Here is a 13,650-nt window from a genome sequence, read left to right as displayed (position 1 = left end):
ATGCCGTACGACGTGACCCGGACCACACTCCAAGGCATGACGCACTTTCCGCCCCCGGCCGAGGAGTTGCGGCTCCTGGACGCGGAGCTGTTCCATCTCGACGCGCGCCGGGTCCAGTTGCTCAGGCGCCGCGCCTGGCTGGTCACCGCGCTCCAGACGCCGTCCGCTCCGCCGCGCCCGTCCACCCCGCCCCGCCCCGAGGCCGCCGCGCCCCGGGTGCAGAACGTGCTGCTGATGCTCGGCGGTGTGCTGCTGGTCATCGCGGCGACGGCGTTCACCCTGGTCAGCTGGGGTGAGCTGGGGATCACCGGGCGGGCCCTGGTGCTCGGCGCGGTCACCGCGGCCGCGCTGGCCGCACCCCCTGCGCTGCTGAAGCGGGGCCTGCGCTCCACCGCCGAGTCGGTGGCGGGCCTGGGCCTGGCGCTGACCGTCCTCGACGCGTACGCGCTGCACGGGGCGGTGTTCGTGGCGGCGGAGGGCGCGCCCTACACGGCGATCGCGTCGACGCTGCTGGCGGCCCTGTGGCCGGCGTACGGCCTGCTGCCGCCCTTGCGGGAGCTGCGGCTGCCGCTCCCCTCGGCCCTCCTGGCGGCCCAACTGCCGCTCTTCTTCGGCGCGCTGGCACTGGACGCCGACTCCTACGGCGTCACGGCGGCCCTGCTGGTGACGGCCGCGTTCGACACAGGTGTGGCGCTCCGAGCGACCGCCGGTCCCGTACGTCTGCTCGCCGTCGTCGGCGCGTACGGTCTGGGCGGCTCGGGCGTTTGGGCGGCCGGTTCCTTGTCCTGGACGGCAACCGGCCCGAGCGCCGCCGCCCGTGCGGCGGCGCTCCTCCTCCTCGCCGCGGCCATCACCCTGGCCGCGGCGTGGCGAGGCGCGAGCGACGGCCGGCGCGCGGCGGACGCCCCGGCGTCACAGGGCGGCGGTCACGCCCTCGGCCTCTCGGTCGCCGCCGCCCTCCTGACGGTCGACGCGCTCGGCGGCGTGGCGCGCTCCGCGCTGCCCGGCGTCTGGACCGTTCCGGTCCATCTCGCCTGCGGGATCGCCCTGTTGGCGGCGGTACGACCGGGCCGGCTGCCGGAGCAGGTGCGGCGCGGGTTCGCGATGGCCTCCGGTGCCGTACAGGCCCTGGCCGTGGTGTGGGCGCTGCCCGTCGTGGCGGTGACCTTGCTCGGCCCGGTCGCCTGGGTGACCCATGCCTGGTCCGGGGCGCCGGCCGACCTTCGCGAGGCGGTCACGGTGGACGCCCCCTGGCCGCCGGACGCGGCGACGGCTCCGCTGGTCCTGGTGGCCGTGGCGGCGGTACTGGCCCTGGCCGTACGGCACACGGACTGGCGTCCGCGAGCCCTCACCGGTGCCCTGGTACTGACGTGGGCGGCGGCGCTGACGCTCCCGGCGGTGCTGGAACTTCCGTACACGCTCGGCCTGTTGGTGTTGGGCTCGGTGACGGGCGTGGTCCTGGCCTCTCCCTACGGGCAGCCGACCGCGACCGTGCTGGCCCTCGCCACCTCGGCCGACCTAGCCTTCACCGCCCTCGCCTCCCAGTCGGCGACCCTCACCGCGCTCGGCGCGCTCACGGTGTTCTTCGCCGTGGTCTCCTGGCGGTGCACCGCGATCACCGCCCCGACCGCCCTCGCCTACGCCACCGCGCTGGCCTGCGCCACCGGCGCGGCGGCCGACTGGCAGCCGCAGTACACGGCCCTGCTCGTGCTGGCGGTGCCGGTGGCGGCGGCCCTGTCGGCGGCACGGCTCAAGGACGCCCGGGCGACCGTGGCGGTGGAGGTCACCGGAGCCGTGGCCGCACTCCTGGCCCTTGCCCTCTCCGCGACCGACCTGCCGATGCTCGCCCTGGTCCTGGCCCTGTGCGGAGTGATCGCCACGGGCACCGCGCTGCGCCCCGACCGCCGCTCCGTCGGCTACGCGGCCGCCGTCCTCTTCGTCCTGGCCAGCTGGGTGCGCCTGGCGGCCTGGGACGTCGGCATCCCCGAGGCCTACACCCTCCCGGTGACGGTCCCGGCCCTGCTCGTCGGCTTCCTCCGCAGGCGGCGCGATCCGCGGACGTCGTCCTGGACGGCGTACGGCCCGGGCCTGGCCACCACACTCCTGCCGAGCCTGGCCGCGGCCTGGGGCGACCCGAACTGGACCCGCCCCCTGCTCCTGGGCCTGGCGGCCCTGTCCCTCACTCTGCTGGGCGGCGGCTACAGCCTCCAGGCTCCCCTGGTCCTGGGCGGCTCGGTCCTGGCCCTGGACGCCCTCCACGAACTGGCCCCGTACATCGTCCAGGTGACGGACGCCCTCCCCCGCTGGGTCCCCCCGGCACTGGCGGGTCTCCTGCTCCTCGCCCTGGGAGCGACGTACGAGCAACGCATCAGGGACGTACGACGGCTACGGAACAAGCTGGGCAACCTCCACTGAGACGCCCCCAAGGGGCGCGGGGAACTGCGCGACCAGCCACAACGGTCCCGCAGTTCCCCACAGCCTGAATCGCTACGAAGGCATCTTGTCCCCGAGCAGCGCCAGGTTCTCGATCGCGGCAAGCCCGTACAGAGCCGTGTCGTTGGTGGAGATCCAGGCCGCCTCACTACCCGCGACCAACGTCACCGGCCCGCTCAGCTCCTCCGTCTTCCAGGGTGCCGACTCCTTGTACCCGTCGGAGTTGTAGAACTTCTCCCAGGCCCGCTTGGCCAGCTTCTCGTCCCCGGTCTTCACGGCCGCGTACGCGTCGAGCCGTGAGTGCCCCTGGAACAGCAGCAACGTGCCGAAGTTGGACCCGTACCGCGCCGCCTGCTCGGCCTTGGTGGCGTTGAAGTAGCGGCAGTAGTCGAAGTACGCCTCGTTGAACTCGGGCATGTCGACGAGGTCGATGAGTTCGGCGCACAGCTCGTTGAGGCCGAAGACGGCGGAGAGGTGCGAGACCCCGACCACCGGCGTCGCGGCGACCGCGAACTCGCCGGTGTCGAGGTCGTACAGGCCGCTGCCCTGGACGAATCCGTTGGGCTGCGCGGCGATGCCCTCCATGGTGGACAAGACCCGCGCCTTGGCCTTCTCCCACTTGGGGCCCTTGCGTTCCCACTCCGTCAGCCACGCCGAGACGAGGCCGCTCCAGTCCGTGCCGAAGCCGACCGACAGGGCGTGCCGGTCAGGGGTGTAGACGTCGGTGCGGACCTTGCGCAGCGGGTCGAGGACGAGGAACGTCTCGTCGGAGTCGACGTTGGCGTGCATGAGGTCGCCGACCCGCTCGTCGGCGGTGAGGAAGTAGTAGTAGCGCCGGTAGGTGGTGTTGGCGATGCGCTGCTGCTTGGCGCTGTCGGCGTAGTGCTGCACACCGTGCCGGGTGCCGAGTCCGGCCCACTTGCCGAGGTGGTAGACGTCCACCTCACCGGTGTGCCGGGTCATCGACTCGGCGAACCGGAAGATGTCCGCGCGCCCGGAGCGGATGTACGCGAACCACAGCCACAGGTCGGGCGAGAGCTCGGAGTTGTCCCAGGCGTAGCCGCCGATGTCGTACCGCCACTGGTGCCTGACGGTGTCATAGGTGTGCATGATGTCGCCGTAGTCCCAGAAGCCGTACCAACGGCGCTGCTCCACCTGGTCCTTGTAGTAGGTGAAGAGGAAGTCGAGGTGGTCCTCGATCTTCGCCTTGGCGGCGGTGGAACGGTCGGGCTCGGAGTACAGGCCGGGCCCGAAGACCTTCGCCCTGATGAGCTGCTTGGGCGGCGCGGCCAGCTGCGGCAGCACCCGTACGGCCTCGACCTGTTCGGCGAGCTCGGCCGGGGTCGGGGTCGACTCGTTGGCCCAGAACAGCATTTCCGAGGTGCGGGCGATGCCGTACGGGGTGCCGAACTCGGGCTCGTAGTCCTCGTAGGTGATGTTGAGGCCCTCGAGTTGCTCGGCGAAGGTGTCCTGGCCCATGCCGTCGTGGTAGAAGCGCAGGTCCATGGGCTGCGCCTCGGGCGACCAGAGCCAGAGGGTGACCTCGGCCTCGTCGGTCTGGGCGTCGCGGATGTCGAGCTGGGCGGGGAACTTCTCCCAGAAGTCGCGCAGGCCGAAGGAGAGTCCGCCGCTGACGCCGCCGACGTAGCCGAACCCGGAGGCCCGCTTGCCGCCGCCCGCGCCGATCCAGCCGTGCCCCTTCTTGGTGCGCTTGCGCAGGGTGAAGCCGTCGGCGGAGAGCTGGGAAAGGGTGTAGTCGCCCCACTCGGGGATGTACTGCAACCTGGTCGTCACCCGCTGGTCCCAGGTGGAGGGATCGGGCAGCCTCTCGCCCGCGTACTGGGCGGCCTGGACGGCGGCTCCCGGGTCGCGGCGCAGACCGGTGATGCCCTTGACGGCCTCGCGCAGCAGACCGGTGCCCTCGCCGCCGATGCGGATGTGGCGGTCGTAGGACTGGTCGCGCATCGGCACGGTGAAGCGGACGCCGATGCCGCGGATGAAGTCACCGCTGGCCTTGCCCGGCTCCTGGGTGCCGTCGAAGGTGATGGTGTGCACCATGCGGAAGGAGTCGGCGCCGGCGTAGAAGTACAGGCGGATGGAGAACGGCAGCCAACTCCGGTCGCCCTTGCGGTGCTTGCCGTCGATGCGGACGACCGCGCGGACCGGACCGTCCTGCTCGACGGTCACCTGCGAGATGGCCCCGTCGAAGCGCTCGGTCTTGACCGCGCCCTGGTCCTCGTCCTCGATCTCGGGCTGGCGGATCAGCACGAGCTTGCCGTTCTTGGCGATCTCGGTGGAGCCGCGGGTGACGGACTTGATCAGCGTGGCACCGGACTTGCCGATCTTCGCGGTGATGACACCGGTGGACACGGTGATCATGCCGCCGCCCTGGTCGACGGTGACCTTCTTGTCGGGCACGGCGGCCTCGCCCGCGGCAAGCGTGAGCTTGCCGTTGCCCGAACTCACCGCGTGGGCGGTCCACTTGAGGGAGCCGTCCGGCCAGTAGGCGAGCGGCCAGGACTGCACGGGTACGGACTTGCCGTCGGCGTCCGTCAGCGCGAAGGTCTGGTCCTCCTGGTAGACGCCCTTGGGCCAGGGCACACCGAGGGTGGAGCCGGGGGCGGCGCCGAGTCCGCCGTCCTCCAGCCAGTCCAGGGTCACGGGATCGGCGTCGGCCTCGGCGGCTCTGGGCGCGGCCTGCGCGTCCTTCGCTCCTAGCGCCCAGCTGAACTGCGCGGCGGCGCCGGCGACGGCGGCTGCCTTGAGGAGGGACCTGCGAGGGATGGGAGACATGGTCATTCCTTTCCATGTGCGACGGTGCGGCTGGTCAGGGGCATGACAGAGGGAGGTACGGCGCCCGGGGGCGCCGACCTTGTGGTGCGAGGACACCGGCCGTCAGCGGTTGCGGTACCGCTCCTCGACGGCGACGGCGGCCGCCGCGACGGCTCCCAGGACGGGAACCGCCAGCGGCGCGACGAACATGGCGGACAGGGCGACCACACCCAGCCCGCAGACGACCAGGAAGGACCCGGCGGGATCGAGCACGGTCCGCCGCCCGGCAGCGGCGAGCAGCGCCCGCCAGCTGTCCCCGGGCGCCCAGACGGCGGCCGCCCGCAGCAGGGCCACGACGGCTCCGATCAGCGCGAAGATGCCGACGGCCCCGACGAGCGGCCCACCGGGCAGCCCGGCCCGCGCGGCCAGGACGTCCACCCAGACCACGGCGGCGACGGCCCACCCGGCGGCCCCGACGACCCAGCCGCCACGCAGGGCCGTACGGAAGTCCGCGAGGAACTCCGTCCAGCCGCCGCTCTCGTGACCGGTACGGCGTCGAAGATGCCGGGCGCCGGCGGCGAAGGCCGCGGGGTAGGTGACGACTCCGAGCGAGGCCACCGCGATCCACACCCCGGTGAGCAGACACTCGGCGAACACGGCGAACCGCTCGCCTCCGAGGAAGGACAGCCTGCGGGCCTTCACACGCGCTTGGGCCATGGGGAGAACCGCCTCACTTCAGTCCGGACGTCGCCATGCCGTCGATGAGATACCGCTGGAAGGCCATGAAGAAGGCGATGACGGGCACGAGTGCCACCAACGACATCGCGATCATGCTGCCGTAGTTGGAGATGCCCTCCTGGTCGCGGAACATCATCAGGCCGAGCGAGACGGTGTACTTGTCCGGGGTGTTGAGGTAGATCAACGGCCCCATGAAGTCGTTCCAGGCGTTGATGAACGTGAAGATGGCGCTGGTGATGAGGGCCGGGCGGGTCAGCGGCAGCACGATGGACCAGTAGGTCCTGAAGTGCCCGCAGCCGTCCAGCTTGGCGGCCTCGTCCAGCTCCTTGGGGAGCCCGCGCATGAACTGCACCATGAGGAAGACGAAGAACGCCTCCGTGGCCAGGAACTTGCCCGCGACGAGCGGCACCAGGGTGTCGGTGAGCTCCAGCTTGCGGAACATCACGTACTGCGGGATGAGCAGCACGTGATACGGCAGCAGCAGGGTGCCGATCATCATCGTGAACAGCAGGTTCCGCCCCGCGAACCGGATCTTGGCGAAGGCGTACGCGGTCAGCGAGCTGGACAGCACGACCCCGGCCACGGCCAGTCCGGCGTACAGCAGGGAGTTGGTGAAGAAGGTGCCGATGGAGATGCCGGAGATACCGTCGGCGAGCCCTGAGAAGTTCTCCCAGACCGGCTTGGTCGGCAGCAGGTCGATGCTGGCGATGATGTCCTTGCTCGGCTTGAACGAGGCACCGAGCACCCAGATCACCGGGTAGAGGACGACCGCGAGGACGGCGAGCGCCCCCACGTGCCAGGCGACCGACCCGAAACGCCGCCGCTCGCTCGCGCTCCGCACCACAGGGGTAGTGGCGGTACTGGTCACTTGGCGGCCTCCTCGTAGTGCACCCACTTCTTCTGCGACCAGAACAGGACCGCCGTGACGAGCGCCACCGCGACCACCAGCGTCCAGGCCATCGCGGAGGCGAAGCCCATCTGGGCCTCCTTGAAGCCCTTCTGGTAGAGGTAACAGGTGTAGACGAGGGTGGCGTCGGCGGGCCCGCACTGGGTGTTGGAGACGACGTACGCGGACCCGAACACCTGGAACGCGTGGATCGACTCCAACAGCACGTTGAAGAACAGCACGGGGGAAATCATCGGCAGGGTGATGTTCCAGAACCGGCGCAGGGGCCCGGCTCCGTCCATCTCGGCCGCCTCGTACAGCTCCTGCGGAACCTGCTTGAGACCGGCCAGGAAGATGACCATCGGCGCGCCGAACTGCCAGATACTCAGCGCCACCAGGGCGTAGATGACGTAGTCGGGGTTGCCGATCCAGCCGCCGACGTCGAGTCCGAAGACCTTCTGGGTACGGTCCACGATCGCGTCGTCCGAGAACAGCGCCCGCCACACGAAGCCGACGGAGACGCTGGCGCCGATGAGCGAGGGCATGTAGAACGCGGCCCGGTACAGCCCCTGTCCGCGCCGCTTCTGTGCGAGCAGCAGCGCGACACCGAGCGCGAGCAGCAGCTTCAGCGGGGTGGCCACGACGACGTACTTCAGGGTGACCTCGACCGACTTCTGCCAGCGCGGGTCCTGGAACATCGTCCTGAAGTTGTCCAGCCCCACCCACTCGGGCGGCGTGAACAGGTTGTACCGGGTGAACGCGTAGTACAGCGACGCGATCATCGGCCCCGCCGTGAGCACCAGGAACCCGGCGATCCACGGCGACATGAAGAGATAGCCGGCGATGTTCTCGCGGCGCCGCCCGCGCCGCCCGGCGACAGGAGCGGCGGACCGCTTCTTCGCCGGGCGCACGGGCGCTTCCTTGACGAGCGTCATGGTGGTACGTCCCCTCAGCCCGCGAACGCGGCCTTGGCCTCGCTGAACAGCGCCTTGGCAGCGTCGGCCGGCTTGGTCTTGCCCTGGGAGACCTCACCGCCGATGCGCAGGAACGCCGCCTCGACGACATCGGCGCCGGACGGGTGCGGGGTGATCTTTCCCAGCACGCCGGCCTTGGCGACCTCTTCCTCGTACGCCTTGACGCCCTTGTTGTTGTCGTCGGTGGGCACGAACGCGTCGTACTGCTCCGTCGTGGAGAGGATGCCGCGGTCGTAGCCCATGATCTTGCCGACCTCGGGGTCGTGGACCATGAAGCTGATGAACTGGGCGGCTTCCTTGGGGTGCTTGCTCCCGGAGAAGGCGCTGAGCATCAGCGAGCCGAGGTACTGGCCGGTGTCCTTGCCGTCCGTGGTGGGGATCGGAGCGAGCCCGTAGTCCGACTCTCCCTCACCCTCGTAGCGGATGGAGAAGTTGTCCCAGGTGAACTCGGACGCGGCGAGGCCGGCCGACAGGCCCGACTTGGGCTGGACCTGCTCGATCTTCTTGGGGTCGGCCACCAGCCCGGACTTCACGCGCTTGTAGCCGTCCGACCACCACTGCGTCAGATCGTCCTCGGTGAAGCCGAGGTCGGAGTCCGTGAAGAACGCCTTGCCGTTCTGACGGAGGTACAGGTCGTACAGGTACATGATGCCGAAGTAACCGGTGTCACCGGCGATCTTCAGCTTGTCCTGGATCGTCTGGAGCGCGTCGAAGTACTCGTCCCAGGTCCAGCCCATCTTCGCCTCGACGCCCGCCTTCTTGAAGGCCTTGAGGTCGATGACGAGCGCCATGGTGTTGGCGCCGACGGGGACGCCGAGCTGCTTGCCGTCGACCTGACCGTTCGCCAGAACGCCGTTGCGGAAGTTCTTGAGGTCCAGGTTCCCGGAGTCCGCCTGGGACTTGAGGTCCATCAGAACTCCGCGCTTGTCGTACTTGCGCAGGAATCCGACGGCATTCTGGAAAACGTCCGGCGGATTTCCACCGGAGGCCTGCGTCTGGAACTTCTCCCAGAACGCCGCGTAGTCGGTGAATTCGGGCTTGATCTTGATCTTCGGGTACTTCTTCTCGAAGACCGCGATCGCCTTCTTCATGGCAATGGTGCGCGGTTCGCCGCCCCACCACGCATAACGGAGCGTCACATTCCCGTCGCCGGAGCCGCTGTCGCCTCCGCACGCCGTCGTCGTGGCCAGTCCAAGCGTGGCCGCCGCTCCACCGGCCACCTTCAGGATCGTACGCCTCTCAACATTCCTGCTGGTTCCCACAGTCGGGCCCTCCCCGCGCAGCGTCGTTGCCGCCTGCATGAATCGTTTCAAGTAAGCGCTTGCTGGCACAAGGTACGAAGCCCCTCGGAGGGCGTCAATGATTCGGACAGGAATTTCTTGCGGGACTGATCGGCGAGTTGACGACGCAGCGCCCGACTGTGCCGCAGCACACACGACGAAGTCGCAGGTGAGGAGCCGGGGTTCGGTCGGTCGGACGTGAACTGACCCGTGGGACCCAGAGATTGTCCGGCTGAAACTCGTCGGAGGCTCCACGGCCGGGAGGGACTCCCCCGTCAGGAGGCGGGAACGACGACGGCCCGCCTGCTCTCGCAGACGGGCCGTCGCATCCGGTGGGCGATACTGGGTTCGAACCAGTGACCTCTTCGGTGTGAACGAAGCGCTCTCCCACTGAGCTAATCGCCCGGACGCAGGAAGAACATTACCCCATGTCAGGGGGTGCCTGTGACCAGCGCGAACCGGTACCGGCACCCCCGGTCGCGGCTCACTGGTCCTTGATGTTCCAGGGCATCTCGAAGCCGAACTTGTAGAGATAGACCCCGACGAGCGCGGCCACGATCACCAGGCCGATCGACGTCAGGATGATGTTGCGCCGGCGGACCTTGGGGTCGAGCGCCTTCTGGGCCGCCTCGGTCACCTTGCGCTTCGTCCAGCGCAGCACCAGCTGGGCCCAGACGAACTCGGTCGCCCAGATCGCCATGCCGCCGAAGATCACGACCCAGCCGGGCCCCGGCAGCGGAAGCATGATGATGCCCAGGACCACGACCGCCAGGCCGATGATGAAGATCCCGACCTGCCAGCTCAGGTGCAGCACGCGGCGCGCCTTGATGAATTCGGGCGCTTTCGAGCCGAGCCCGTGCCCGCTCTCCGCCTCGCTGGTCCGCGTCTCGTCCGATGCCAAGGCCGCCTCGGCCCGGTCGTCACTCCCCGTGTTCATACAGCCAAACCCTACCGGAGAGAAACCAGTCACCGGAATGGTCGTACCTCGCGAACAGGACCTCGGCCGGAAGAGTTACGTAAAGGCACGCAAAACACTCAGAGGGGTTTACAACGGCACCGTAGGTGGCATGTCGATTTCGCCGACGTGCGAATCCCCGAGCGCACACTGAGCGAAAGGCCCTGGCGCTTATGAACACCACGGTCAGCTGCGAGCTGCACCTGCGCCTCGTTGTGTCGAGCGAGTCCTCCCTGCCTGTCCCCGCAGGCCTGCGGTACGACACGGCCGACCCCTACGCCGTGCACGCCACCTTCCACACCGGTGCCGAGGAGACCGTCGAGTGGGTGTTCGCCCGCGACCTCCTCGCGGAGGGCCTCCATCGGCCCACCGGCACCGGCGACGTCCGAGTCTGGCCGTCGCGCAGTCACGGTCAGGGCGTCGTGTGCATCGCCCTGAGCTCTCCGGAGGGCGAAGCACTGCTCGAGGCCCCGGCACGGGCCCTGGAGTCGTTCCTGAAGCGCACGGACGCTGCTGTGCCGCCCGGCACGGAGCACCGGCACTTCGACCTCGATCAGGAGCTCTCGCACATCCTGGCGGAAAGCTAGGGCGAGGCCTCACCAAGCCGCCCGGCGCCGTCGACTCGGGGTGACGGCTCGGGCCAAGACAACTCCATAGGTACGCACACCGGCGCCGTCGCCGCGGATTCCCGCGGGGCGGCGCCGGTGTGCGTCGGCCCGTCGGTGTGGGGTTCGCCACGGTCGGGGCCGGTACGGGCGCACGTGGAGCCACTACGATCGGCCAGCACGGGCGGGCGCCCGCCCGACCCCCAGGCCAGGGAGCGAATCGTGCTCATCACCCATGACACCCGGTGTGCCCTCGATGCCGTGGTGGATCTGGTGAACACCGCACCGGAGGACACCACGACCCCGGACGCGCTGCCGGACGTCGCTGCTCTCGAGGATTTCGTACGAAAGAACCAAATCAGTGACGTCGGGGTCCTCTCGGAGTTCGACCTGTCCGCGGTGCGCAAGATCCGCGGCCGGTTCGCCGCGATCTTCTCGGCCCCGGACGCCCGGGCCGCTGCCGGGATGATCAACGACCTGGTGGCCGCCGCGGGCACCACGCCCCGGCTCACGGACCACGACGGCTACGACTGGCATGTGCACTACTTCGCGCCGGGTGCCTCCGTCGCCGATCACCTGGCGGCCGACTGCGGGATGGCGCTGGCCTTCTTCGTGGTCGCCGGGGAGCAGGAGCGGCTGCGGCGCTGCGAGGCGCCCGACTGCCGGCGCGCCTTCGTCGACCTCTCCCGCAACCGGTCCCGGCGCTACTGCGACAGCCGCACCTGCGGGAACCGTCTGCACGTGGCCGCGTACCGGGCGCGCCGCAAGGAAGCGGCGGGCTGAGCCCCAGGGCTGCGCGGAGATGTGTCGACGCGGTACCCGGCGGGTGACGCCGGGTACCGCGGGTACGGCTCAGAGCAGCAGCAGGTCGTGCAGCGCAGCCATGAGCAGCAGACACCCGATCACCGCAAGGAAGATCATCAGCGGTGGCTGGGAAAGGGCGAAAAGGCATCCACGCGGCTCGTCCTGCGGCGGCGCGGTGTCGCTCTGTGTCGTGTCCAGCATCTCGCGGGCGATGATGACGCAGAGAGCACCCCTGCTGTCACCAACACGCCCGAATGACAAGGGGAGTTCGCCGGATCCCGTGATCTCCGGTCCGAAACGTTCACGTCCGCGTTCGGATGCGTACGGACCTGTGTCGTTTCAGTCCGTCCGCATCCGTCATATGCCGTGCTTCTTGAGGATGGCCTCGATGTCGCTGAAGTCCTCCGTGGACTCCGAGCGCGGTGCGGCGGCCGGACGGGGCGCCGGACGCACGGCCTGGCCGAGGGAGGGCGCCGAGGCCGTCGGGGCGACCGCCTCCCGCTGGGCGGAGCGGGCGGCCACTTTGCGCTCCTTGCGGGTGCCACCACGCCGGCGCTCCACCGCTCGCGTGGCGGAGAGGAGCAGCCACGCGGCGCCGAGCACCCCGAAGCCGGCCCACGCCGTGACGCTGAACGCGGTGTCGGCCAGCCACTCGACGACACCGGTCATCACCAGGCCGATCGGCACGAGCGAGTAGGCGGCGAGGCGGGCGGCGGCCAGGTAGCGCTTGCGGTACGCCGTGACCGCCGCGATGCCCAGGCCGGCCACGGAGACGGCGGAACAGACGGTCTCGGCAATCATCCGGTCCTCCAGGCAGGGGTCGGTCGGGCACTTCGTCCCTTCCATCCTGCACCGCCCGAACCCCACGGGGCCATGCTCCGGCGGGACATCAGGGACATCTCCGGGTCAGATCGTCCGCAGGTGCCGGTCGGGAGCACACCGAGGGGCGGACCTGAAGGGAATCGGGAGGTGGGTGGCGCGCCGGGGCGCGGGGCGGGAGGGGGGCCACGCGTCGCGGTGCAGGGCGGACGGACAAGGCCACGCACCGAGGCGCGAGGCGGACGGACAGGGCTGCGCACCGAGAACGCCGATCAGAGGGACGGGCCTGCACACCGAGACGCAGGGCGGCCAGACAGACCTGCACACCGAGCCGCGGATCGGACTCACGGGGCCACGCACCACGATGCCGGTCGGCACGCACCACGATGCCGGTCGGAGGCACAGGGCCGCGCACCGAGACGCCGGGCGGACGGACAGGGCTGCACAGCGAGGCACGGGCCAGGCGGGCGGGCCGCGCATCGTGTCGAGGGCCGGTCGAGGCGGGACGTATCCAGACCGTCTCAAATTCCTGAGCCCCCGCCCCGCGCGTCGCGGCCGACCGAGTCCGGCTCGGTCGGCCAGGGCCGTGCAGCCGCGCCGAGGTCAGGCCGATTCGACCGCCCGAGCCCTCCAGCCTCGCAGCAGCCAGCCCGACTCTCTTTCCCCAGTCCGTACGGCCGCGCCTGAGCCCGGCCGACTCAGCGGCCCAAGCGCCACCAATCGCGCAGGGGGCAGGCCCTTCCCATCCCCCAAGCCCCCCAACCGCATCAGAGGCAGGCCGCTCCCATCCCACCTCCAACCGCCTCGGAGGCAGGTCGATTCGGTTGTTCGAGGGGCGGCTGGGAGACTGGCGGCATGAGTGACTCCTCCCCCGTGCGTCCCGTCGTCCCCGTGCTCGATGTCTGGTGCGAGCTTCAGTGCCCGGACTGCCGTGGCGCCCTGGACGACGTCCGGGCCCTGCGCGCCCGCTACGGTGACCGGCTGGAGTTGCGGCTGCGGCACTTCCCGCTGGAGAAGCACAAGCACGCGTTCGCGGCGGCGCAGGCCGCCGAGGAGGCCGCGGAGCAGGGCAAGGCGTGGGAGTACGTCGAGGCCGTGCTGGGGCGGGTCGAGGAACTGGACCGCGAGGGAGAGCCCTTCCTGGTCGAGGTGGCCCGTGAACTGGGCCTCGACGCCGAGGAGTTCGACACCGCGCTGATCGACGGCCGGCACATCCTGATCGTGGACGCCGACCAGGCCGAGGGCAAGGCGATCGGCGTGACCGGCACCCCGACGTACGTCGTGGACGGCGAGCGTCTCGACGGCGGCAAGAGCCAGGAGGGGCTGCGCGAGCGCATCGAGGAGATCGTGGACCGGCTGCTGGCCGCCGGTCAGGACGCCTAGG

At 70.0% G+C, this 13,650-nt stretch carries 12 protein-coding genes and 1 tRNA gene; 4 read left to right on the top strand and 9 right to left on the bottom strand.

Annotated features, from left to right (window positions below; all coding sequences use genetic code 11):
* Window positions 1-36: 36 nt before the first annotated feature.
* A complete protein-coding gene (locus tag ACIHIX_RS21035; RefSeq protein ID WP_399958192.1) occupies window positions 37-2,415 on the top strand; it encodes an SCO7613 C-terminal domain-containing membrane protein in 2,379 nt (792 codons plus the stop codon).
* A gap of 72 nt (window positions 2,416-2,487) precedes the next feature.
* On the opposite strand, the gene ACIHIX_RS21030 is transcribed toward ACIHIX_RS21035, so the two are convergent.
* The 7 genes from ACIHIX_RS21030 to ACIHIX_RS21000 form a co-directional block, all read right to left on the bottom strand.
* Window positions 2,488-5,226 (bottom strand): Tat pathway signal sequence domain protein, encoded by a 2,739-nt coding sequence (locus ACIHIX_RS21030; protein ID WP_399958189.1) that lies wholly within the window; start codon window positions 5,224-5,226, stop codon window positions 2,488-2,490.
* A 102-nt stretch (window positions 5,227-5,328) separates the two neighbouring features.
* On the bottom strand, window positions 5,329-5,922 hold the full coding sequence (locus ACIHIX_RS21025; RefSeq protein WP_399958187.1) for a hypothetical protein: 594 nt from the start codon (window positions 5,920-5,922) through the stop codon (window positions 5,329-5,331).
* 13 nt (window positions 5,923-5,935) lie between these two features.
* Complete coding sequence (locus ACIHIX_RS21020) at window positions 5,936-6,811, bottom strand: carbohydrate ABC transporter permease (protein ID WP_399958185.1); 876 nt, start codon at window positions 6,809-6,811, stop codon at window positions 5,936-5,938.
* Window positions 6,808-7,764 carry a carbohydrate ABC transporter permease gene (locus ACIHIX_RS21015; protein WP_399958183.1) on the bottom strand — a complete coding sequence of 319 codons (957 nt, stop codon included), beginning with the start codon at window positions 7,762-7,764 and terminating at the stop codon, window positions 6,808-6,810. The genes ACIHIX_RS21020 and ACIHIX_RS21015 overlap by 4 nt, the downstream gene beginning before the upstream one ends.
* Before the next feature lie 14 nt (window positions 7,765-7,778).
* Entirely contained in the window at window positions 7,779-9,065 is a 1,287-nt protein-coding gene (locus tag ACIHIX_RS21010; protein WP_399958181.1) for an ABC transporter substrate-binding protein, read from the bottom strand.
* Window positions 9,066-9,416: 351 nt separating this feature from the next.
* Window positions 9,417-9,488 (bottom strand) — tRNA-Val (locus tag ACIHIX_RS21005).
* A gap of 79 nt (window positions 9,489-9,567) precedes the next feature.
* Window positions 9,568-10,020 carry a TIGR02611 family protein gene (locus tag ACIHIX_RS21000; RefSeq protein WP_399958179.1) on the bottom strand — a complete coding sequence of 151 codons (453 nt, stop codon included), beginning with the start codon at window positions 10,018-10,020 and terminating at the stop codon, window positions 9,568-9,570.
* Between the two features lie 191 nt (window positions 10,021-10,211).
* Here ACIHIX_RS21000 and ACIHIX_RS20995 point away from each other — a divergent pair, with 191 nt between their 5' ends.
* The gene (locus ACIHIX_RS20995) at window positions 10,212-10,625 is read left to right on the top strand and encodes an SsgA family sporulation/cell division regulator (protein WP_004002642.1); all 414 of its coding nucleotides are present in this window, start codon (window positions 10,212-10,214) and stop codon (window positions 10,623-10,625) included.
* Between the two features lie 240 nt (window positions 10,626-10,865).
* A complete protein-coding gene (locus ACIHIX_RS20990) occupies window positions 10,866-11,426 on the top strand; it encodes a CGNR zinc finger domain-containing protein (RefSeq protein WP_399958176.1) in 561 nt (186 codons plus the stop codon).
* A gap of 69 nt (window positions 11,427-11,495) precedes the next feature.
* Here the strand turns inward: ACIHIX_RS20990 and ACIHIX_RS20985 are convergent, their stop codons facing one another.
* On the bottom strand, window positions 11,496-11,648 hold the full coding sequence (locus ACIHIX_RS20985) for a hypothetical protein (protein WP_170068264.1): 153 nt from the start codon (window positions 11,646-11,648) through the stop codon (window positions 11,496-11,498).
* Between the two features lie 156 nt (window positions 11,649-11,804).
* Window positions 11,805-12,248, bottom strand: a complete 444-nt coding sequence (locus ACIHIX_RS20980; protein ID WP_399958173.1) for a hypothetical protein — start codon at window positions 12,246-12,248, stop codon at window positions 11,805-11,807.
* Between the two features lie 873 nt (window positions 12,249-13,121).
* On the opposite strand from ACIHIX_RS20980, the gene ACIHIX_RS20975 reads away from it, so the two are divergent.
* On the top strand, window positions 13,122-13,649 hold the full coding sequence (locus ACIHIX_RS20975) for a DsbA family protein (protein ID WP_399958170.1): 528 nt from the start codon (window positions 13,122-13,124) through the stop codon (window positions 13,647-13,649).
* The last annotated feature ends 1 nt before the right edge of the window (window position 13,650 follow it).

The sequence above is a fragment of the Streptomyces sp. NPDC051913 genome (assembly GCF_044593635.1).
Lineage (GTDB): Bacteria > Actinomycetota > Actinomycetes > Streptomycetales > Streptomycetaceae > Streptomyces.
Note: the sequence above shows the minus strand (reverse complement) of the source record. Positions and strands in the feature narration are given on the sequence as shown.

Excerpts from the sequence above, each read along its gene's own strand:
- ACIHIX_RS21035 (WP_399958192.1), top strand. The coding sequence starts at position 37 with ATGACGCACTTTCCGCCCCCGGCCGAGGAGTTGCGGCTCCTGGACGCG.
- ACIHIX_RS21030 (WP_399958189.1), bottom strand. The coding sequence starts at position 5,226 with ATGTCTCCCATCCCTCGCAGGTCCCTCCTCAAGGCAGCCGCCGTCGCC.
- ACIHIX_RS21025 (WP_399958187.1), bottom strand. The coding sequence starts at position 5,922 with ATGGCCCAAGCGCGTGTGAAGGCCCGCAGGCTGTCCTTCCTCGGAGGC.
- ACIHIX_RS21015 (WP_399958183.1), bottom strand. The coding sequence starts at position 7,764 with ATGACGCTCGTCAAGGAAGCGCCCGTGCGCCCGGCGAAGAAGCGGTCC.
- ACIHIX_RS21000 (WP_399958179.1), bottom strand. The coding sequence starts at position 10,020 with ATGAACACGGGGAGTGACGACCGGGCCGAGGCGGCCTTGGCATCGGAC.
- ACIHIX_RS20995 (WP_004002642.1), top strand. The coding sequence starts at position 10,212 with ATGAACACCACGGTCAGCTGCGAGCTGCACCTGCGCCTCGTTGTGTCG.
- ACIHIX_RS20985 (WP_170068264.1), bottom strand. The coding sequence starts at position 11,648 with ATGCTGGACACGACACAGAGCGACACCGCGCCGCCGCAGGACGAGCCG.
- ACIHIX_RS20980 (WP_399958173.1), bottom strand. The coding sequence starts at position 12,248 with ATGATTGCCGAGACCGTCTGTTCCGCCGTCTCCGTGGCCGGCCTGGGC.
- ACIHIX_RS20975 (WP_399958170.1), top strand. The coding sequence starts at position 13,122 with ATGAGTGACTCCTCCCCCGTGCGTCCCGTCGTCCCCGTGCTCGATGTC.